This is a genomic window from Miltoncostaea oceani, from assembly GCF_018141545.1.
GTDB lineage: Bacteria > Actinomycetota > Thermoleophilia > Miltoncostaeales > Miltoncostaeaceae > Miltoncostaea > Miltoncostaea oceani.
Genome location: NZ_CP064356.1, coordinates 980,860 through 1,000,460, shown reverse-complemented (window position 1 = coordinate 1,000,460; position 19,601 = coordinate 980,860). Strand labels below are relative to the sequence as shown.

At 77.5% G+C, this 19,601-nt stretch carries 18 protein-coding genes; 8 read left to right on the top strand and 10 right to left on the bottom strand.

What is annotated here, in order from left to right; genetic code table 11:
* Positions 1–8 precede the first annotated feature (8 nt).
* Positions 9–809: a DUF6544 family protein gene (locus IU369_RS05065; RefSeq protein ID WP_217923485.1), complete on the bottom strand. Its 801-nt coding sequence runs from the start codon at positions 807–809 to the stop codon at positions 9–11.
* Between the two features lie 169 nt (positions 810–978).
* On the opposite strand from IU369_RS05065, the gene IU369_RS05060 reads away from it, so the two are divergent.
* Positions 979–1,842 (top strand): universal stress protein, encoded by an 864-nt coding sequence (locus tag IU369_RS05060; protein ID WP_217923484.1) that lies wholly within the window; start codon positions 979–981, stop codon positions 1,840–1,842.
* 1 nt (position 1,843) lies between these two features.
* Positions 1,844–2,569: a universal stress protein gene (locus IU369_RS05055; protein WP_217923483.1), complete on the top strand. Its 726-nt coding sequence runs from the start codon at positions 1,844–1,846 to the stop codon at positions 2,567–2,569.
* Between the two features lie 3 nt (positions 2,570–2,572).
* Here IU369_RS05055 and IU369_RS05050 read toward each other — a convergent pair whose 3' ends face one another.
* Both IU369_RS05050 and IU369_RS05045 read right to left on the bottom strand, forming a co-directional pair.
* Entirely contained in the window at positions 2,573–3,457 is an 885-nt protein-coding gene (locus IU369_RS05050) for a CBS domain-containing protein (protein WP_217923482.1), read from the bottom strand.
* The gene (locus IU369_RS05045; protein WP_217923481.1) at positions 3,454–3,924 is read right to left on the bottom strand and encodes a universal stress protein; all 471 of its coding nucleotides are present in this window, start codon (positions 3,922–3,924) and stop codon (positions 3,454–3,456) included. The genes IU369_RS05050 and IU369_RS05045 overlap by 4 nt, the downstream gene beginning before the upstream one ends.
* Positions 3,925–4,125: 201 nt before the next feature.
* On the opposite strand from IU369_RS05045, the gene IU369_RS05040 reads away from it, so the two are divergent.
* Complete coding sequence (locus tag IU369_RS05040; RefSeq protein ID WP_217923480.1) at positions 4,126–4,569, top strand: universal stress protein; 444 nt, start codon at positions 4,126–4,128, stop codon at positions 4,567–4,569.
* A 31-nt stretch (positions 4,570–4,600) separates the two neighbouring features.
* Here the strand turns inward: IU369_RS05040 and IU369_RS05035 are convergent, their stop codons facing one another.
* Positions 4,601–5,068, bottom strand: coding sequence for a universal stress protein (locus IU369_RS05035; protein ID WP_217923479.1), 468 nt, complete (start codon positions 5,066–5,068; stop codon positions 4,601–4,603).
* Between the two features lie 239 nt (positions 5,069–5,307).
* On the opposite strand from IU369_RS05035, the gene IU369_RS05030 reads away from it, so the two are divergent.
* Positions 5,308–6,603: an Nramp family divalent metal transporter gene (locus IU369_RS05030; RefSeq protein ID WP_217923478.1), complete on the top strand. Its 1,296-nt coding sequence runs from the start codon at positions 5,308–5,310 to the stop codon at positions 6,601–6,603.
* Here the strand turns inward: IU369_RS05030 and IU369_RS05025 are convergent.
* The 5 genes from IU369_RS05025 to IU369_RS05005 form a co-directional block, all read right to left on the bottom strand.
* Positions 6,600–8,834 (bottom strand): cation-translocating P-type ATPase, encoded by a 2,235-nt coding sequence (locus IU369_RS05025; protein ID WP_217923477.1) that lies wholly within the window; start codon positions 8,832–8,834, stop codon positions 6,600–6,602. The genes IU369_RS05030 and IU369_RS05025 overlap by 4 nt on opposite strands.
* A gap of 143 nt (positions 8,835–8,977) precedes the next feature.
* A complete protein-coding gene (locus IU369_RS05020) occupies positions 8,978–9,616 on the bottom strand; it encodes a response regulator (RefSeq protein ID WP_217923476.1) in 639 nt (212 codons plus the stop codon).
* The gene (locus IU369_RS05015) at positions 9,613–11,634 is read right to left on the bottom strand and encodes a GAF domain-containing sensor histidine kinase (RefSeq protein WP_217923475.1); all 2,022 of its coding nucleotides are present in this window, start codon (positions 11,632–11,634) and stop codon (positions 9,613–9,615) included. The genes IU369_RS05020 and IU369_RS05015 overlap by 4 nt, the downstream gene beginning before the upstream one ends.
* A 19-nt stretch (positions 11,635–11,653) precedes the next feature.
* The gene (locus tag IU369_RS05010) at positions 11,654–14,020 is read right to left on the bottom strand and encodes a phosphoketolase family protein (protein WP_217923474.1); all 2,367 of its coding nucleotides are present in this window, start codon (positions 14,018–14,020) and stop codon (positions 11,654–11,656) included.
* Positions 14,017–15,090 carry an acetate/propionate family kinase gene (locus IU369_RS05005; protein WP_217923473.1) on the bottom strand — a complete coding sequence of 358 codons (1,074 nt, stop codon included), beginning with the start codon at positions 15,088–15,090 and terminating at the stop codon, positions 14,017–14,019. Before IU369_RS05005 ends, IU369_RS05010 begins: the two co-directional genes overlap by 4 nt.
* 270 nt (positions 15,091–15,360) lie before the next feature.
* Between IU369_RS05005 and IU369_RS05000 the strand changes: the two genes are divergently transcribed.
* Positions 15,361–16,524, top strand: coding sequence for an NAD(P)/FAD-dependent oxidoreductase (locus IU369_RS05000; RefSeq protein ID WP_217923472.1), 1,164 nt, complete (start codon positions 15,361–15,363; stop codon positions 16,522–16,524).
* On the opposite strand, the gene IU369_RS04995 is transcribed toward IU369_RS05000, so the two are convergent.
* Complete coding sequence (locus IU369_RS04995; RefSeq protein ID WP_217923471.1) at positions 16,454–17,509, bottom strand: lysylphosphatidylglycerol synthase domain-containing protein; 1,056 nt, start codon at positions 17,507–17,509, stop codon at positions 16,454–16,456. The genes IU369_RS05000 and IU369_RS04995 overlap by 71 nt on opposite strands.
* Positions 17,510–17,680: 171 nt before the next feature.
* Here IU369_RS04995 and IU369_RS04990 point away from each other — a divergent pair, with 171 nt between their 5' ends.
* From IU369_RS04990 to IU369_RS04980, 3 genes are all read left to right on the top strand, one after another.
* Positions 17,681–18,466 (top strand): phosphatase PAP2 family protein, encoded by a 786-nt coding sequence (locus IU369_RS04990; protein WP_217923470.1) that lies wholly within the window; start codon positions 17,681–17,683, stop codon positions 18,464–18,466.
* On the top strand, positions 18,463–19,119 hold the full coding sequence (locus IU369_RS04985; protein ID WP_217923469.1) for a glycerophosphodiester phosphodiesterase: 657 nt from the start codon (positions 18,463–18,465) through the stop codon (positions 19,117–19,119). The genes IU369_RS04990 and IU369_RS04985 overlap by 4 nt, the downstream gene beginning before the upstream one ends.
* Positions 19,120–19,249: 130 nt before the next feature.
* Positions 19,250–19,510: an HU family DNA-binding protein gene (locus IU369_RS04980; RefSeq protein ID WP_217923468.1), complete on the top strand. Its 261-nt coding sequence runs from the start codon at positions 19,250–19,252 to the stop codon at positions 19,508–19,510.
* Positions 19,511–19,601 lie beyond the last annotated feature (91 nt).

The window sequence follows — 19,601 nt, the reverse complement described above, 5'->3', positions numbered from 1 at the left end:
GGGGACCGTCACCGGAGGACGATCCCGTCGATCGTCGCGCGGAACGACTCCCCCAGGTCGCGTCCGTCCGCGGTGACCCATCCCGCCCGCATCACGGCGGGGACGGCGACGCCCCCCGTCCGGACCTCGCCCGCGAATCGGACGGCGAACGTGTGCAGCGCGGCGCCCGCGCCGTCGGGGTCCCCCCAGCGCTCCAGGTCGAGCCCCGTCATCCGGCCGCCCCGGGTGACGGCGATCGTCATGCGGTGCGGGTGGCCGAGGATCGCGGCCTCGGCGACGGCGTGGTCGTCGTCGTCGCACCCCCACCACCGGACCGACGGCGCGAGCGCCCCCGGCGGGCAGAGCACCATCTCGGCGGCGAGGCGCCCGGCGGCGCTGCGCGTCACGTCGGGGCCGGTCGCGGACATGACGGGCACGAGGCCCGCGAGGCGCCAGCGCATCTCCCCCACGCCGTCGATGAGCCGGTCGAACCCGCGGACGGCCAGGGGACCGCGGCCGGCCCGCGCCCACCACACGTACCCCCGGTCCGGCACGATCACCTGCCGCGCGCGGAACGGCCGCCAGCGGCCGATGCGGATCTCGCCGTGCGTCCACAGCTCGGCGTGGCGCAGCCCCTCGGCGCCGGGCGGCAGGACGTGGTCGAGCCACCGGCGCGCGGCGGGCGGCAGGTCGTCGCGCTCCGTCGTGGGCGGGGGCGGGTGCGTGACGGCGCCGAGGGCGTCCCAGTCGAGCTGGACCCGTGCGGGGAGGTCGCGCGGCGGGGGCCGGGGGGTCGCGGGCGCGGCGGGGGCCACGTGGATCGCGCACATGGGCGGATGCTCGCGACGGCGGCGGGCTGCGGCGACCGCGCGGCCCACACGGGGCCCTGCGGATTTCCCGCGGCGCGGCGGGCCCGGTCCCCGATGCCGCGTCCGCACGCGCGCGGGGACCCTGTGGGCGACGACCCCCGGACCGGGGGCGCGACCGGAGGGGGCGCGGATGACGGGGGACGCGGCGGCGGATGCGGCCGGCGGGGGCCACGCGGTCGTGGTCTGCGGGGTCGACGGTACGCGGGAGGGCTTCGAGGCGGCGCGCCAGGCCGCCCGCCTGGCGGGCGCCGGGGGCCACCTCGTGCTGGTGGCCGTCGCCGGGCTCTACGCCGCGCTCGCCGGCCGGTGGGGGTCCGAGGCCCCGCGGTGGCGGATGACCGGCGAGTCGGAGCGGACCGTCGACCAGTGCTTCGACGACCTGCGGGCCCGCGCGCGGGCGTCGCTCGAGGAGGCGGCGCGCCAGGCGGACGGCGTGGCCGGCCGGGTCACCACGCGGGTGGTCGACGGCGACCCCGACGAGCGCCTGCTCGAGGCCGTCGCCACGGAGGGCGCCACGCTGGTCGTCGTCGGCACCCACGGGCGGGGCCGCCTGAGCGGCGCCGCGCTGGGGGCGACGACGTCGATGGTGATCCACGACTCGCCGGTGTCGGTGCTGGTCGCCCGCCCGCCGATCGACCCCACCGGGTTCCCCGCGCGGATCGTGGTCGGCCTCGACGGCTCCGAGGGGTCGCGGGCCGCCCTGCGCGAGGCGGTCCGGCTGCGCACCGCGGCGGGTGGACGGCTCGTCGCCGTCACGGCGTCACCCGTCGTGGACGCGGCGGACGACCTGGCGGGCGTCGAGGGGCCCGTCGAGGTGGTCGCGAGCGCCGACCGCCCCGTCGAGGCGCTGGTCGAGGCGGCCCAGACCGCCGACCTGCTGGTGGTGGGCTCGCGCGGCCTGCACGGCGCTCGGGCGCTCGGCAGCGTCAGCGAGCGCGTCGCCCACCGCGCCCCCTCGTCCGTGCTCGTGGTGCGGCCCGCGGAGGCCGGGTGACGTGACCGGGCCCTTCGCGCGGGTCGCGGTGTGCATCGACCACTCCCCGGCGGACGACCGCGGCATCGCGGCGGTCACCCGCCTCGCGCCCCGGCGGATCGACCTGGTGCACGTCGCCCCGCCGGGGGCCGTCGCCGGCTACAGCCGGTGGGGCGTCGACCGCCAGCTCGCCCATCGCCGGGCGGAGGAGTGGCTCGACGGGCGCGCGGCCGCGGTGCCGGGCGCGGTGCCCGTCCTGCTGTGGGGGGACCCCGCGGACGCGTTGATCGCCTGGGCCGCCCGCGAGGAGCCGGACCTGATGGTGCTCGCGTCGCACCCGGGGCCCATCGACCGCCTGCTCGGCGGGGTCACCCGCCGGCTCGTCGTCGACGCGCCCTGCCCGGTGCTGGTCGTCCCGCCTGGCTGCCCGGACGGGGCGGGGTCCTGGGCCCGGCCCGGGGCCGGCTTCGCGCACATCGCGTGCTGCGTCGACCCGTCGGCGTCGTCGGTCCGCGCGGCGCGCCTCGCGCGGCGCGTCGCCGATGCGGGGGGGCCGTGCCGCATCTCCCTCGTCCACGCCGTGGACGACGGCACACCCGACGCCGAGATCCTGGCCTGGGCGGAGACGGCCGCGCCGGACCTGATCGTCGCCGCGGCCCACGACGGCCCGCTGGAGCGTGCACGGCACGGGAGCGTGGCCTGGCGGCTCGCGCGCCACGCCCGCTGCCCGGTGCTCGTGACCCGCTGAGGCCTACCCGCGGCGGCGGAGCACCTGACGCCCGACCCACCGCACCCAGGCGGCGAACGCCTCGTCGTCGGACGACCCGACGGCCATCACCGCGAGGCCGGGGCAGCGCGCCGCGACGGCCTCCACGGCGTCGCGGACGGCGTCGGCGCCGGCCTCGTCCGCGCGGGTGAGGACGACCGCCTGGGCGTCGCCGAGGCGCTCCGGCGTCAGGGACCCGGCGGCGTCGAGGCGCGTCACGGCGACCTGCACGTCCTCCCCGATGCCCCGTGCGAGATCGATGTCCTCGTCGCGGTCCTCCAGCAGGACGAGCTCGGCGTCGGCGAGTTCGCGCACGACGCGGGCGAGTCCCGCCCTCCAGTGGGCGGACGTGTCACGGACCTCGCGCACGTCCCCCGCGGCGGCGGACCCGGACGGGTTCGCCTGGACGACCACCGTCTCGTAACCGGACAGCGCGGCCGCGGTCCGCCGGATGAGCCTCGACTTGCCCGCCCCGGCGACGCCCGCGACCCGGACGACCGTCGGCCGCGGATGGCGGCGCCCGGCCCCCTGGGCCATCGCGGCGCGCACCATCGACATCACGTCGGTGCGGGTGATGACGCCGAGGGGCCCGGCGTCCCCGCGGACGACCACCACCTCGGCGCCCTCCAGCAGCATCCGCACCGGCTCCTCGGCGTCGGCGTCGGGCGCGACCTCCGCGACGCGGTCGGCGCCGATCCGCGCCACGCCGGCGTCGGGGTCGGCGATCCACGCCCCCGCGAGCCGGTCCCCGTCGAGGATCGGCAGGTGGCGGGTGCCGGCGTCGTCCATGAGACCCGCGATCGCCGCGGTGTCGACCTCGTCGGCCGTGACGGTGACGGGGTGGCCGCTCATGACGTCGCGCGCCCTCATCCGCCGGCCTCCGTCACCACGGTCCCGGTCTCCGCGCTCCGGCGGGACGCGTCGCGGACCACCATGACCGAGCAGGGCGCGTGGTCGACGAGGCGCCGCGTGGTGCTGCCGAGCACCGCCGTCGGCCAGCCGCCCCCGTGCGCGCCGGCGACGAGCAGGCCGACGCCCGCCTCGGCCGCCCAGCGGCAGATCTCGGGACCCGGAAGCCCCTCCAGGAAGACGGGGGTGGCGCCGGGGACGGCGGCGGCGCGCGCCTCGAGCCATTCGCGCTGGCGGACGTTGATGTCCGCGGGCGACGGAACGGGGGTGCCGTCGATGTAGTCGACGAGCAGGGCGTGCGGCGCGACGTGCACGAGCGACAGGCGGCCGTGCCCCGCCTCCTGGAGCTCCCGTGCGCGGGCCACCGCGGCGTCCGCCGACGGCGAGTCGTCGATGCAGCACGCGATGTGGCGGAACGTTGCGCTCATGCCGGCACCCCCCTCGTCGGACACGACCTCTCCCTCCCACCCTAGGACCGGTGCGGGGCCGCGTCACCGTTGGGGACCCCCCGCCGGGTGCGGGATTCCCGCACGGCCGGTGTCGGCGCCACCGATGGCCGCCGGCGGCGGCGGGCGGAGGGTCGGGGGGTGAGCGGCCGCGGACGCCGCCGTGGGACGAGGAGGTCACCGATGAGCAGCCCCTACGACCGGATCGCGTGCTGCGTCGACCGTGACGACGCGGCCGACGCCATCGTCGCGGAGGCGCTCGCGCTGGCCGGCGACGCACCCGGCCGCGTGACGCTCGTGCACGTGGTGGCGCCGCCGGCGGCGATGGTCGCCGGACCCTTCGCGTACGTCCCGCCGCAGTCCGAGACCCGCGACGCCGCCGCCGCCTGGCTGGGGGAGCTGGCGGAGGCCCACCCGGGGGTGAGGACGGCGCTGCTCGACGGCATGCCCGCCCGCGAGGTGTGCGCGTGGGCGGCCCGGGAGGGCGCCGGCCTGGTCGTCGCGGCGGCGCACCGCGGCCTCGTCGAGCGCGCGATGCTCGGCGGGTTCGCCTCGTACCTCGCGTACCGCGCGCCCTGCTCGGTGCTGCTCGTCCACCCCGCCCGCACCGCGGCCGCTGCCGGCTAGGGCCCCGGCGTCGCAGCGTCGGCCCCGCCCGTCAGCGACCGGCGACCCCGCCGGCGGGCGACGGCGCGGCGCCGCCGCGCACCCGCGGGCGGACGACGAGCACCGGGCAGGGGGCGTGCTCGAGCAGGTGGTGCACGAAGCCGCCGGGCACGAGGCCCGGCAGGCGACCCGACCCGGCCCCGACGACGATCAGGTCGGCCCCGGCCTCCTCCGCCCATGCGCACGCCGCCGGTCCCCGCTCGCCCTGCAGGAAGACCGGCTCGGCGCCGGGGATCTCGCCGGCGCGGCGGCGGAGCCAGTCGCGCGCGGCGGCGTTGAGGTCCTCGCGGACCGGCACCCGGCGGCCGTCGACCTCCTCGAAGGTCAGCGTGTACGGGCCGGCGTGGACCAGGCTCAACCGCCCGCCGACCGCGTCGCTCAGCCCCCGCGCCTCCTCGAGGGCGGCCCCCCCGGAGCGGGAGGCGTCGATGCAGCAGGCGACGTGGCGGAAGGCGCCCACGTCGTCAGTCCCCGTCGTGCAGCACCATGGCCGTGGCGATCACGGCGCCGATCGCGATGAGGCCCCACAGCAGGTACAGGAAGATCACGCCGACGAGCATCTCGCCCTCCCTCGGTCCACGGTGATGTCGCCCTCCACGCTCGCCCCGTGACCGGCCCGCGCCATCGGCGGGCCCCCGCAACGCCCGCCTCGGGTTTCCCACCCGCACGGGGGCGGGGGATCCCGCACGAGGGCGCCCGGTGAGGCGCACGCCGCGCCGGCCGCCGCCCGGGCGCGTCACCGCCCACCGCGCCCACCGCCTCCGCCTGGCGCGGCCCGCGGGGCTCGTGGGGGTGCTGGCCGTGCTCGGCCCCGGACTGCTCGCCGGCCTCTCCGACGACGACCCCGCCGGCATCACCACCTACTCGATCCTCGGCGCCGACCACGGGTACCGGCTGCTCTGGGTGCTGGTGCTCTCGACCGGCGCCCTCGTCGTCTTCCACGAGCTCGCGGCCCGCCTCGGGGTGGTGACGGGCAAGGGCCTGGTGCTGCTGGTGCGCGAGCGCCACGGCCGGTCGGCCGCGGGCCTGGCGGTGGGGGCGCTGGTCGTCGCGAACGTGGGGACGGTCTGCGCCGAGCTCGCGGGCATCGCGATCGGCGCCGACCTCCTGCTCGGGACGGCGCGGGCGGTGGCCGTCCCCGTCGCCGTCGTGGTCGTCGCCGCGCTGGTGCTGTCGAGCGGGTTCCACCGGGTCGAGCACGTGCTGCTCGCGCTGAGCCTGGTGTTCGTCTCCTACGTCGCGGCGGGCATCCTCGCGGCCCCCGACTGGGGGGCCGCCGGGCGGGGCCTCGTCGATCCGCGCCTCCCCGCCTCCCGGGACGCCCTGCTCATCGCCGTCGCCACGCTCGGCACCACCCTCGCCCCGTGGGGCCTCGCGTTCATGCAGAGCTACGCGGTCGACAAGAAGCTGACGGCGGGCGACCTGCGGTTCGAGCGGGTCGATGTCGCGGTCGGCGCGCTGCTGACCGGGGTGATCGGGTTCTTCGTGGTGGTCGCGTGCGCCGCGACGCTCCACCCGGCGGGGATCGCGATCGAGGACGGCGGCGACGCGGCGCGTGCCCTCGAGCCGCTCGCCGGGCCCGCGGCGTCGGTCCTCTTCGGCCTCGGCATCGTCGGCGCGGGCCTCCTGGCGCTCGCCGTGGTCCCGATCTCGACCGCGTACTCGGTGTGCGAGGCCGCCGGCCACCCCGCGGGCCTCGACCAGCGGCCCCGCCAGGCCCCGCTGTTCCACGGGACGTACCTGGGGGCCATGGTCGTGGGGGCCGGCATCGTGATGCTCCCCGGCGTCCCCCTGATCCCGGTGCTCTACCTCACGCAGGTGCTGAACGCCGTCCTGCTCCTCGCGATCCTCCCCGTGATGGTGCGCCTGGGGCGCGACCCCGCGGTGCTCGGCGCCCACCGCCTCACCCGCCCGGGCGTCGCCGTGTGCGTCGCGGTGATCCTCGCGGTCGCCGCGTCCTGCGGCCTGCTGCTCGCGCTCGGCCTCGCAGGCTAGGACCCGCGGGCTTCGATGCGCGCGAGCCACGGCACCCTCCGCACGGACGCGAGCAGCACGACGCCCACCACGAGGCACGCGGCGGTCAGCGCCCAGACGTCGGGGCCGGGGACCTCGAGCTCGAAGAAGTCGCGGAGCCACGGGACCTGCAGGCCCCCGACGAGGGCGAGCGCGAACCCGGCGACCATGCCCCACAACCACGGACGCACGCGCCGCCCCTCCAGCCCCCGCTCGACCTCCACGACGATCGCGAGCCCCATGCCGGTGGTGACGAGCACCGCCGCGGTGCGTCCCTCGACGACGCCGGCGTCGAGGGGGCCGCGCGCGAGGAGGTAGGCGGCGTCGATCGTGAGGGCGCTGAGGACCCCGGCCGGCACCACGAACGCCAGCAGGCTCGCGAAGAACCCCTCCCGGCGCACCGGCCCCTCCGACGGCGCGAGCGCCAGCACGAACGCGGGGATGCCGATGGTGAGGGTCGACGCGATCGTGATGTGCCGCGGCAGGAAGGGGTACGCGATCGGTGCGAGGCCGAGGGTGGCGAGGATGACGGCGGAGTACACCGTCTTCGCCACGAAGAGCTTCGCCACGCGGTGGGTGTTGCGCAGGATCCGCCGCCCCTCCTCGACGGCGCGCGGCACCGTGGCGAACGCGTTCGTCAGGAGCACCACGTCGGCGACGCCCTTCGCCATCTGGCTGCCGTTGCCCATCGCGATGCCGAGCCGGGCCTCCTTGAGGGCGAGGACGTCGTTCACGCCGTCGCCGGTCATGGCGACGTAGCGGCCGTTGCGCGTCATCGCGCGCACCAGGTCGCGCTTCTGCTCGGGGGTGATGCGGCCGTAGACGGCGGTGCGCTCGACGAGCTCCTCCAGCTCCGGCCCGTCGGCGGGGAGGTCCGGGCCCGCGACGAGGGCGCCGGCGTCCGGCACGCCGGTGGCGCGCGCGACGGCCGACACCGTCAGCGGGTCGTCCCCGGAGATGACGCGGGTGGTCACGCCCTCGCGGGTGAGGAACGCGAGGGTCTCGGCGGCGTCGGGCCGGATCGCCTCCGCCAGCAGGACGATGGCCCGCGCCGCCGCGCCCGCCGGCGCCGCGACGTCGTCGCCGCCGCCGAGCGGCTCCGCGGACCCCGCGAGGAGCACCACCCGCAGGCCCTCCGCCGCGTGCGCGGCGACGCGGTCGCGCGTCGCGGCGTCGACGGCGACCCCCGCCCGGGCGAGCATGTCCGGCGCCCCGAGCATCAGCGTCCCGCCGCCGGCCAGCGTCACCCCGCTCCACTTGCGCGCCGACGAGAACGGCACCTCGGAGCGCACCTCCCGGGGGTCGCCCGGGGCCCACTCCGCGATCGCCGTCATCGTGCCGTTGCGGCTCCCCGCGGACGCCGCGAGGACGGCGAGGTCGTCGTGGACCGCGTCGGCGGTGGCGTCGCCCACGGGGTGGACGGCGACCACCCGGATGCGGTTCTCGGTGAGGGTTCCGGTCTTGTCGACGCACAGCGTGTCGACGGACGCGAGGCTCTCGACGGCGTTGAGGCGCTGCGCCAGCGTCCCGAGGCGCGCGAGCCGCACCGCCGCGACCGCGAAGGTGAGGCTCGTGAGCAGCACCAGGCCCTCCGGGACGAGGGGGACCAGCGCCGCCACCACCGTGCGCGCCCCCTCGGTGAGGGGCACGTCGCGGGCCCACAGCGACACCACGAGGGCGGTGGCGAGCACCGGCATGACGGCGACGGTGAGGCGCAGGATGCGGTCGATGTCGGCCTGCAGGGGGCTCCGCACGGCGCGCGTGCCGCGGGCCTCCGCGGCGAGGCGCTCCGCGAAGCTCTCGGCGCCGACGGCGGTGACGAGCTGCTCCCCGGACCCGGCGACGCAGTACGCGCCCGACAGGAGCGTCTCCCCCGGCCCGCGGGCGACGGGGTCGCTCTCGCCGGTGAGGATCGCCTCGTCGAGCGTCAGCCCCTGGGACACGACGACGGTGCCGTCCGCGACGACCTGGTCGCCGGGCTCCAGCCGGACCACGTCGCCCGGCACGACGTCGTCGACGGCGAGGTCGGTGAGGGCGCCGTCGCGGCGGACCCGCGCCCGGGGCGCGACGAGCACGGCGAGGCGGTCGAGCACGCGCTTCGCGCGGACCTCCTGCACGATGCCGATCAGGGCGTTCGCGACGATCACGCCGCCGAAGAGGGCGTCGCGCAGGTCGCCGAGCGCGATCGTGAGCGCCAGCAGCACGCCCAGCACGGCGTTGAAGAGCGTCGCCGTGTTGCCCCAGACGATGGCGCCGTACGAGCGGCTCCCCGCCGCCCGGGGTCGCCGCGGGAGGGCGGCCCTCCGCCGCGCCGCCTCCGCAGAGGTGAGCCCCGCCGCGTCGCCTCCCGGCGCGGTCAGTCCTCCTCGGACAGCAGGCCCGCCTCCAGGGCGACGTGGACGAGGCCCGCGCGGGTCGTGACCCGGAGCTTCGTCATCACGTGGGCGCGGTGGCTCTCGACGGTGCGCACGCTCACGATCAGCTTCTCGGCGATCTCCTGGTTCGTGTGGCCGAGCGCGAGCAGGCGCAGCACCTCGCGCTCGCGGATCGTGAGCTCGTCGAGGGGGCCGTGGGGCGCGGGCGCCGCGAGCACCGCGCCGAGGGCGGGGTGCACGTAGCGATCGCCCGCGGCGACGGCGCGCACCGCCCGCACGAGGTCCTCGTCGGCCGCCGACTTCAGGAGGTAGCCGTCGGCGCCCGCGTCGAACGCGCGCCGCACGTCGCGGGCCTGGTCGTGCATGGAGAGGAAGAGGATCCGGGCGTCGGGGGCGCGCTGCCGGATCATCGCGGCGCCCTCGATGCCGCCCATGCCGGGCATCTCGATGTCGATGACGACGACGTCGGGCGTGAGCCGGGGCAGGGCGCGCAGCGCCTCCTCCGCCGTCCCCGCCTCGCCGACGGGCTCCAGGCCCTCCTCGCGCTCGAGCAGCAGGCGCAGGCCCGAGCGCAGGACGGCGTGGTCGTCCACCAGCAGGATGCGGATGGGATCGCTCACGGTGTCTCCAGGTCGACGACGACGGCGGTGCCCGCCCCGGGGGACGACTCGATGCGCAGGCCGCCACCCAGCAGCTCGATGCGCTCGCGGATGCCGGCGAGCCCGAGGCGGCTCGTCGGCTCCTGCGTGTCGAATCCGCAGCCGTCGTCCTCGACGACGAGGCGCAGGCGCCCGCCCGAGGCGGTGATGACGACGCTGGCCCGGGCGGCGCCGCTGTGGCGCGCGATGTTCGTCAGCGACTCCTGGACGACGCGGAAGAGGACGGTCTGGATCTCGCCCGAGAGGTGGTCGCCGAGCCCCCGCGTGTCGACGTCCACCTGCACCCCGGTGCGCCGCAGCCGGGCCGCCTGCTCGGCGATCGCGTCCTCCAGGCCGTGCTCCTCGACCGCGGCGGGACGCAGCCGGGTGGCGAGCTCGCGCAGGCTCGCCGACGCCCCCGTCAGCTGCCGCCGCATCTCGACGATGCGCTCCCGCGCCTCCGGGCCGACGTCGTCCTCGAGCGCCTTGAGGTGGACGGCCAAGGCGGTCAGCACCTGGCCCGACTCGTCGTGGAGCTCCCGGGCGATCCGGGCCCGCTCGGCCTCCTGCGCGCTGACCGCGCGGCGCAGGCCCTCCGCCGACGCCCGGGCGGCGGTCGCCTCCGTCTCGCGCCGCGCCGTCTCGCGGAGCTGGTCGCGTTCGCTGGCGACGCGCCGGGCGTTGGCGAGGGCGACGGCCACCTGGCTGGAGAACGCGTCGAGCAGCCGCCGCGCGCCCGCGTCGAAGGGCTGCCAGCTGACGGCGACGAGCGCCCCCGCCGTCCTCCCGTCCACCTCGAGCTCCGACGCGGCGACGACGGGGGCCCCGAGGGTCGCGCGCAGCGCCGCCGCGAGGTCCTCGACCGCGAGCGGCCCGCGGCTGCCCTCGAGGCCGAGGGCGTCGATGCCGTGGGCGTACCGGAACACGAGCTCGTCGCCGTCGCGCACCGCGACGCCGATCGTGTCGGCGCCGGTGAGGCGGCGGGCGCGGCGCGCGACGAGTGGCAGCAGGGCATCCACGTCGAGCGTCGTGAGGATGGCCCGGGCGACCTCGGTGACGCTCTCGATCTCGTCGGCGCGGCGGCGCTCGCTCTCGTAGCGCCGGACGTTGTCGACGGCGACGGCGGCCTGGGCGGCGAGGGTCATCGCGATCTGCTCGTCCTCCTCCGTGAAGGGGCCGCCGGCCTTGTCGGTGAGGTAGAGGTTGCCGAACGCCTGGCCGCGCAGGGCGACGGGCACCCCGAGGAACGACTGCATCGGCGGGTGGTTGGACGGGAAGCCGGAGGACCGCGGGTCGTCCGCGATGCGCTCGAGCCGCAGGGGGCGGGCGTCCCGGATGAGGACGCCGAGCAGGCCCCGGCCGCGCGGCAGGGGGCCGATCGCCTCGCGCTCCTCCTCCGTCAACCCCGCCGTCACGAAGCGGGCGAGCTCGGTGCCGGAGGCGTCGAGCACCCCGAGGGCGGCGTAGCGCGCCCCGAGCACGACGCGGGCCGACTGGACGATCCGGGTGAGCAGGTCGTCGAGCGCCAGCTCGCGGCCCAGCGACAGGCCGGCGTCGACGAGGCTCGCCATCCGCGCGCGGGCGTCCTCGGCGCGGCGGCGTGCGGCGTCGAGCCCGATCCGCGACGCCAGCAGGCCCGCGAACGCCTCCATCGCCCGGGCCGTCGCCTCGTCGGGGGGCGCCGCCCCCGGCCGGGACGTGCCGTGCAGGCCGACCTCCACGCCGTCGTCGACCGCCGCGCGGGCACCGACCAGCGGTCCCCCGGCACCGCCGACCTCCGCGAGGAGCGCCGCGAGCTCGTCGGGTCCCGGCAGGTCCGCCTCCCGCCCGGCGCGGTCCGCCGGCCACGACCCGCGCACCGCCGATCCCGCGGCGTCGGTGACCAGGAGGACGACCGCGTCGAGGTGGGCGACCTCGGCGACCACGCGCAGGAGCTCGGCGTCGATGTGCCGATCAGCGGGGCTCGGGGTCGCGGCGGCCCCGTGGTGTCCGTCGGCCACGGTGCGACTCTAGCCCGCCTCACCCCCCCTCGCGACCCGCGGCCGGCGGCGGCCAGCCCCTCACGTCGGGGTGGTCCTCCCCCGTGGCCCGCGTGTGGGCACGCAGGCGCAGGCGCTCGTCGACCATCCGCTGCCGCAGGCCCGCCGCGCGCTGCCCGAGGCCGGGCACGCGGTCGATGACGTCGATCACCAGGTGGTACCGGTCGAGGTCGTTGAGCATGAGCATGTCGAAGGGGGTGGTGGTCGTCCCCTCCTCGCGGTAGCCGCGCACGTGGACGTTCGCGTGGTTGGTCCGCCGGTAGATCAGGCGGTGGATGAGCCACGGATAGCCGTGGTACGCGAACACCACGGGCCGGTCGACGGTGAAGAGGGCGTCGAACTCCGCGTCGGGCAGGCCGTGGGGGTGCTCCGCCTCGGGCTGCAGGCGCATCAGGTCGACGACGTTCACGAGCCGCACGCGCAGGCCGGGGAGGTGCGTACGCAGCAGGCCGGCGGCGGCGACCGCCTCCAGCGTCGGCACGTCGCCGGCGCACGCGAGCACCACGTCGGGGTCGTGGCCCTCGTCGGTGCTCGCCCACTCCCAGACGCCGATGCCGCGGGTGCAGTGCAGCACCGCCTCGTCCATCGTCAGCCACTGCGGCGCCGCCTGCTTGCCGGCGACGATCACGTTGACGTAGTCGCGGGAGCGCAGGCAGTGGTCGGCCACCGACAGCAGGGTGTTCGCGTCGGGCGGCAGGTACACCCGCACGATCTCGGCCTTCTTGTTGACGACGTGGTCGATGAAGCCCGGGTCCTGGTGCGAGAAGCCGTTGTGGTCCTGGCGCCAGACGTGGGAGGTCAGCAGGTAGTTGAGCGACGCGACGGGGCGGCGCCACGGCAGGCCGCGCGTGACCTTCAGCCACTTGGCGTGCTGGTTGAACATCGAGTCGACGATGTGGATGAAGGCCTCGTAGCAGCTGAACAGGCCGTGCCGGCCGGTGAGCAGGTAGCCCTCCAGCCAGCCCTGGCACATGTGCTCGCTGAGCACCTCCATGACGCGGCCGTCGGTCGCCAGGTGGTCGTCGCCCGGCACGGTCGCGATCTCCCACGCGCGGTCCGTCGCGTCGAAGACGTCCCCGAGGCGGTTCGACGCGGTCTCGTCGGGGCCGAAGAGGCGGAAGTTGCGGTCGCCGGCGCTCGCGGCCATCACCTCGCGGACGTAGCCGCCGAGCACCCGTGTCGCCTCCGCCGTCGTCGCGCCGGGGGCCGGCACGTCGACGGCGTGGTCGTGGAAGTCGGGCAGCGACAGCGGCCGCAGCAGGGCGCCGCCGTTGGCGTGGGGGCTCGCGCTCATGCGGCGGTCGCCGCGCGGGGGCAGCGCCGCCAGCTCCGCGACGGGGGCGCCGTCGGCGTCGAACAGCTCCTCCGGCCGGTAGGAGCGCATCCACGACTCGAGCATGCGCAGGTGGTCCGGCCGGTCCGCGAGCCCGCTGAGGGGGACCTGGTGGGACCGGAAGGTGCCCTCCACCTGCACGCCGTCGACGACGGACGGGCCGGTCCAGCCCTTCGGCGTCCGCAGCACGATCATCGGCCACGCCGGACGGGAGCGGACCCCGCCGGAGCGCGCCGCGACGCGGATGCGGGCGATCTCGTCGAGGGCCCGGTCCATCGCGTCCGCCATCAGCCGGTGGACGGTGCCGGGGTCGTCCCCCTCCACGAGGATCGGCGCGTGGCCGTACCCCTCCATCAGACGGGTGAGCTGCTCCGGGGCGATCCGGGCGAGCACCGTGGGGTTGGCGATCTTGTAGCCGTTGAGGTGCAGGATCGGCAGCACGGCGCCGTCGTGGACGGGGTCGAGGAACGCGTTCGAGTGCCAGCTCGCGGCGAGCGGGCCGGTCTCGGCCTCGCCGTCACCGACGACGCACGCGACGACCAGGTCGGGGTTGTCGAAGGCGGCCCCGTAGGCGTGGGCGAGGGCGTACCCGAGCTCGCCGCCCTCGTGGATCGAGCCGGGCGTCTCGGGGGCGACGTGGCTGGGGATCCCCCCGGGGAACGAGAACTGGCGGAACAGCCGGCGCATGCCGTCCTCGTCGCGCCCGATCTCGGGGTACACCTCGCTGTAGGTCCCCTCGAGCCACGCGTTCGCGACGATCGCGGGCCCCCCGTGCCCCGGGCCGATGACGTACATCGCCTCGAGGTCGCGGGCGGTGATGGCCCGGTTCACGTGGGCGTACACGAGGTTCAGGCCGGAGGAGGTCCCCCAGTGGCCGAGCAGGCGCGGCTTGACGTGGGTGATGTCGAGCGGCTCGCGCAGCAGGGGGTTGTCGAGCAGGTAGATCTGCCCGACCGACAGGTAGTTGGCCGCCCTCCACCAGGCGTCGATCCTCCGGAGCTCGTCGTGCGTCATGCCCTCTCCCCTCCGTCGTGTCCGGTGACCCGCCGCACCGCGCGCGCGATCACCACGTCCTCCCGGGCGTGTACCACCAGCGTCCGCACCGCCGCCCCCGCCGCCGACACCTCGCCCTCGCCCCCGTGGGCGTTTCGCCCGGGGTCGATCGCCACGCCGAGGTGGGCGAGGCGGCCGGCGAGGGCGGCCCGGGTGCGCGACGACCCCTCGCCGGCGCCGCCGGTGAACACGACCAGGTCGAGGCCCCCGAGGGCCGCGGTCATGCCGGCGACGACCGCGGCGAGGCGGTGGTCGTGCACGTCGAGCGCCCCCCGCGCCCGCGCGTCGCCGGCGGCGCCGGCCGCCTCCACCTCCCGCATGTCGGCGGTGCCGGCCAGGGCGGTCATGCCGCTCGCGTGGTTCAGCACGTCCTCCACCTCGGCGGCGGGGACGCCGCGGCGCAGGATCATGTGGAGGGGGACGTCGGGGTCGATGGCGCCCGCGCGGGTCGCCATGACGAGGCCGTCGAGGGGGCTCATCCCCATGCTCGTGTCGACCGAGCGGCCGTCGCGGACCGCGGTGACGGAGGCGCCGCCGCCGAGGTGGCAGACGACGGTCCGGGACGGGAGCCCGCCGAGGACCGCGGCGGCGCGCTCGCACGCCCACTCCACCGAGAGGCCGTGGAAGCCGTAGCGCCGGACGCTCGCGCCGGTGACCCACGCGTCGGGGACGGCGTAGCGCGTCGCCTCGTCGGGCATCGTGGCGTGGAAGGCGGTGTCGAACACGGCGACGTGGGGGACGTCCGGCAGGGCGGCGCGCGCCTCGCGGGCGAGGCGCACGGCGGGGCCGTTGTGGAGCGGCGCGAGCGCCCCCACCTCGTCGAGGGCGGCGAGCACGTCGTCGTCGATCCGCACCGGGGCGGTGAACCGGCCCCCGCCATGGACGACGCGGTGGCCGACCCCGGCGAGTCCCCCGGGCGCGTCGGCGAGCGCGCGGAGCGTCCGGCTCCGCCCGCCCGCGTCGACGACGTCGAGCTTCACGCCGGTCGAGCCGGCGTTGACGACGAGGACGTCCGTGCCGGTCACGGTCACCCGGAGGACGCGGTGGCCGCCGCGGCGCGGGTCCCACCCGGTGCCGTCACGTGCCCGGGGATGTGGCGGTGGAGCAACGATGCGCCCCTCGTGTCGGGGGTGGACTCCGGGCGCGGGGCCTCGCCGGGAGCGATGTCCTGCGTGGCGCGAGCGTACTGCGCGGCGGCGGGGACGCGACCGGCGGGGGTCGCCGACGGGGTGCGGGGAATCCGCAGCATCGGCCGCGCCGACGCGGATGGGACGACGACCGCGCTGGCCGACCATCCCCGCATGACCGGACCGACCACCCCCACCCGCGTGCTGATCGCCGGCGCGGGGATCGCCGGCGTCGAGGCGGCGCTCGCGCTCCGCGCGTTCGCCGGGGACGCCGTGCGGACCCGCCTCATCGACCCGGGGCGCAGGTTCCGCATCCCCGCGACCGCGACGGGCCGCGCCTTCGGCGTCGGCTCCGTCGAGGACCATCCGCTGGCCGACGTCGCCGCGCGCGCCGGGGCGACCCTGACGCGGGGGACCGTCGCCGCGGTCGACGCGCCCCGCCACGTCGTGATGCTCGCGGGCGGCCGCCTGCTGACCTACGACGCCCTGATCGTCGCCGTCGGCGCATGGGCGGAGCCCGCGCTCCCGGGGGCGCTGCGCTTCGCCGGGCACGCCGACACCGAGGCCATCCGCTCCGCCGTCGAGGACATCGCGGCGTCGGTCGCCCGCGGGGCGTCGCCACGCCTCGCGATCGTCATCCCCTCCGGCTGCGCGTGGCCCCTCGCCGCGTACGAGCTCGCCCTGATGGCGCACGAGCACCTGACGGCGTCGGGCAACGTGGCGCGCATCGCCATCGTCACCGCCGAGGAGACGCCGCTCGCGGCGTTCGGCCCCGACGCCGGGGCGGCGGTGGAGCGGATGCTCGGCCGCTCCGGGATCGAGGTGCAGACGGGCCGCGAGGTGGAGGCGTGGCGCTGGGGCCGGCTGGAGCTCGTCGGTGGCGGGCTCCTCCCCGCGGACCGCGTCATCGCGATGCCGGTGCTGCGCGGGCCGGCGATCGAGGGGCTGCCGGCCGACGCCCGCGGGTTCGTGACCACCGGCGACGACGGCGCCGTGAGCGGCGCGCCGGACGTGTGGGCGGTGGGCGACGGCACCGCCCACCCTGTCAAGCAGGGGGCGGTGGCGTGCCGCCAGGCCGACGCCGTCGCCGCGACGATCTCGCGGCGCCTCGGCATCCCGGCCGAGGAGCTCGCGTACCGCCCGGCGCTGCGCGGCTGGGTCTACGACACCGGCCGCCAGCGGTTCGTGCGGGCCGGACGGGACGCGTCGGCCGACGGCGACGACCTGCCGCTGGGGTGGCCGGTCGCGAAGGTCGCCGGCCGGTTCCTCACCCCGTTCCTGCAGGCGTGGTCGGCGGACGCCCCCCGCGCCTCGGTGCCCCTGGCGCGCGCGGGCTGAGCGCCGCGGAGAGCGGTGCGCCGGCGCCGTCGGCGGGGACGGCGACGAGGTCGCCGCCGCGGCCCGTCAGCGGACCGGTGGCGAGCCACGCCAGCGCCACAAGGCCGACGACGAGCGAGCTGGCCAGCGCCGTCGCCTGGACCGCGAGGCTGAACGCCAACGCGTCGGCGGAGGTCATCCCGTAGGCCATGACGAGGGCGGGGACGAGCACCAGCTCCCGCGTCCCGGCCCCGCCGGGCGCCGCCGGCACGATGCCGGCGAGGACGATGACGCTGAACGCCACCGGGGCGGCCTGCGGCGGCGCGCCGAGGGCGGCGAGGAGCGCGCAGAGGCTGAGCACCCGCGCGAGGAGGGCGACCACGCCGAGGACCGTCGCCGTGCGGGCGGCGGGCCCGTGGCCGAGGACGCCGGCCCCCTCCCCGAGGCGGGCCAGGGCGCGGCGCACACGGCCGGGGCCCTCCGCGGGGCGGCGGGGGACGAGGCGCCACGCGACCGCGGCGAGCGCGACCACGGCGACGCTCCCGACGGCCGTCCAGCGCAGGCCGCCCGCCGGGCCGGGGAGCGGCACGGCGAGGGCGACGACCAGGACCGCCGCGCCGGTGACGGCGGCGTCGATCGCCTTGTAGCCCGCGATGCCGCCGGCGATGCGCCAGCCACCCGCCCGGGCTCCGGCCGGGTGGCGCCGCACGAGCGCCACCCGGACGGCCTCGCCGAGGCTCGCCGGCAGCAGCTCGCACGCGGCGCGGGACACCCAGTGCATGCCGAGCGCGGTCCCGAGCGGGAGCCGGTGGACGCCGCCGGCCCCCTGGCAGACGGCCCACATCGCCCCCGACACGGTCTGCCCCACGAGGTAGAGCGCGAGCGCCGCGGCCACGAGTCGTGGGTCCGCCCCGGTGAGAGCGGCGCCGGCGGCGGCCGCGTCGACCTGCGTCAGGCCCCACGCCGCGAGGCCCGCGACCGCGATGCCCGCGACGGCCGCGGCCATGATGCGGACGCCACGCCGGCGGGTGCCGGCCGGGTGTGAGGGATGCGGGAACAGGGTGCGGGCTCCCGTCGAGGGTAGCAAGCCGCCCGATGGGCCCCCTCCGTGGCACCACCCGCCGGTATGCGGGGGATCACGGATGCGCGCCGACCGGACGCGGCACAGGATCCGGGGATGCGCGCCGTCCGCCTCAACGGGATCAGCGGGCTGCGGCACGGGCGGCGCCGCGCCCGGACGTTCCCCGGGTGGTGGCCGCTCGCGCTGCAGGCGCTGCTCGTCGTGCTCGCCGCCCTCTGCTACTTCGGGGTCCGCGGGCTGACGCGCTCCCGCGCCGGACCCGCGGAGGACCACGCGCGCGGCATCCTGGCGCTCGAGCGTGACCTGCTGATCGACCGCGAGCGGTGGCTGCAGGAGACCGTGATCGGCCACGACACGCTCGTGGACGCGGCGAACGCCGTCTACATGTACGGCCACTGGCCGGTGATCGCGATCACCCTCGCGGTGCTCTTCGCCCGGGCCCCGGACCGCTACTGGCTGCTGAGGAACGCCATGTTCGCCTCGGGCGCCATCGGCCTCGTGATCTTCGCGCTGTACCCGGTTGCCCCGCCGCGGCTCGGGATCCTCGACATCGTCGACACCGTCACCCAGCGGACGGAGGTCTACCGGACGCTCCAGCCGCCCGGCCTCATCAACCGGTACGCGGCGATGCCGAGCCTGCACTTCGGCTGGAACCTGATCCTCGGGGTGGTCGTGTGGACGTCGACGCGGAACCTGTTCCTCCGCGTGTTCGCGGTGGCCATGCCGATCGCGATGGGCCTCGCCGTCGTCGCGACCGGCAACCACTACGTCGTCGACGTCGCCGGCGGGGCGGTCGTCGCCCTGACGGGCCTCGCCGTGGCCCGGGCGCTGCCCGCGGTGATCCCGGTGCCCCGCTGGGCGCGGCCTCCGGCGTCGCGGTGAGGGCGGTCGTCGTCGGGCACCGGGCGGGCAACACCGCCGAGGGCGTCCGCGCGGCGGTGGGCGTCGCCGACGTCGCCGAGGCCGACGTCCACCTGTTCCGCGGCCGCCTGGAGGTCCGGCACGGCAAGACCCTCGGTCCGCTGGCGCGCCAGTGGGAGCGCTGGCACCTGCTGGACCGCGACGCCCCCCGGCCGTCGCTCCACGAGATCGTCGCCGCCGCGGAGGGGCGCATCCCCCTCATGCTCGACCTGAAGGGACCCGACCCGCGACTCGGCCGACGGGCCCTCGACGCCGCGCGGCCCCTGCTCCCCTCCCCCGGGGTGTTCGTGTCGGCGCGGGTGTGGCGCACCGCCGACCGGCTGCGGGGGGCCCCGGGGGTGACCACGCTGCTCTCGGTGGGGAGCCGGCGGGGGCTGGGGGCGCTGCTGCGACGGCGGGCGGGGTCGGTGGAGGGGGTCGCGATCCACCGCGCGCTGCTCACCCCGCACGTCGCGGCGGAGCTCCGCGCGCGCGCCGGCCTGCTGTGGACGTGGCCCGTCGACGATCCCGACGACGCGCGCCGGATCTGCGCCTGGGGCGTGAACGGGTTGATCAGCGACGCGCCCGGGCGACTCGGGATGCGCTCCGGCGACGGCTGGTCCGGGGAGCGGTGACCCCGGGGCGCCGGGGCGGCCCCGCGGGGCCGGCGCGGACTCCCCGCAGCGACGGTGCGCGGCGGCGCGGATGGCGCACCCGGCGGCGGCGGCGATCCTGGACGCCCGGTGGATCGCGAGGGGGTGCGTGATGGACATCGCTGAGCTCTCGGCGCGCGCGGCGCGGCGCACGGGCGTCACCGCCGACGTGGCCGGGGAGGTCGCGCGGGAGCTGGTCGCCGAGATCGGGCGGGTCGTCCGGGACGGCGGGATCGTGGACCTCGGGGAGGTGGGGCGGCTCGGCCCGGGCGCCGCCTTCGCACCGGGACCGGCCGCCGCCGCGGGGACGGCCCGGGAGCGGCTCGCCGACGTGTCGGGGTACGACGAGGGCGTCGCGCCGCGCGACTCCTGAACGCCACGCCCGCCCTGCGGGAAACCCGGCGCGGGGTGGGCGGCATCCCCGATGGTCGCCGGAGGCCGACGGGGGATGCTGGGGTCTCCTC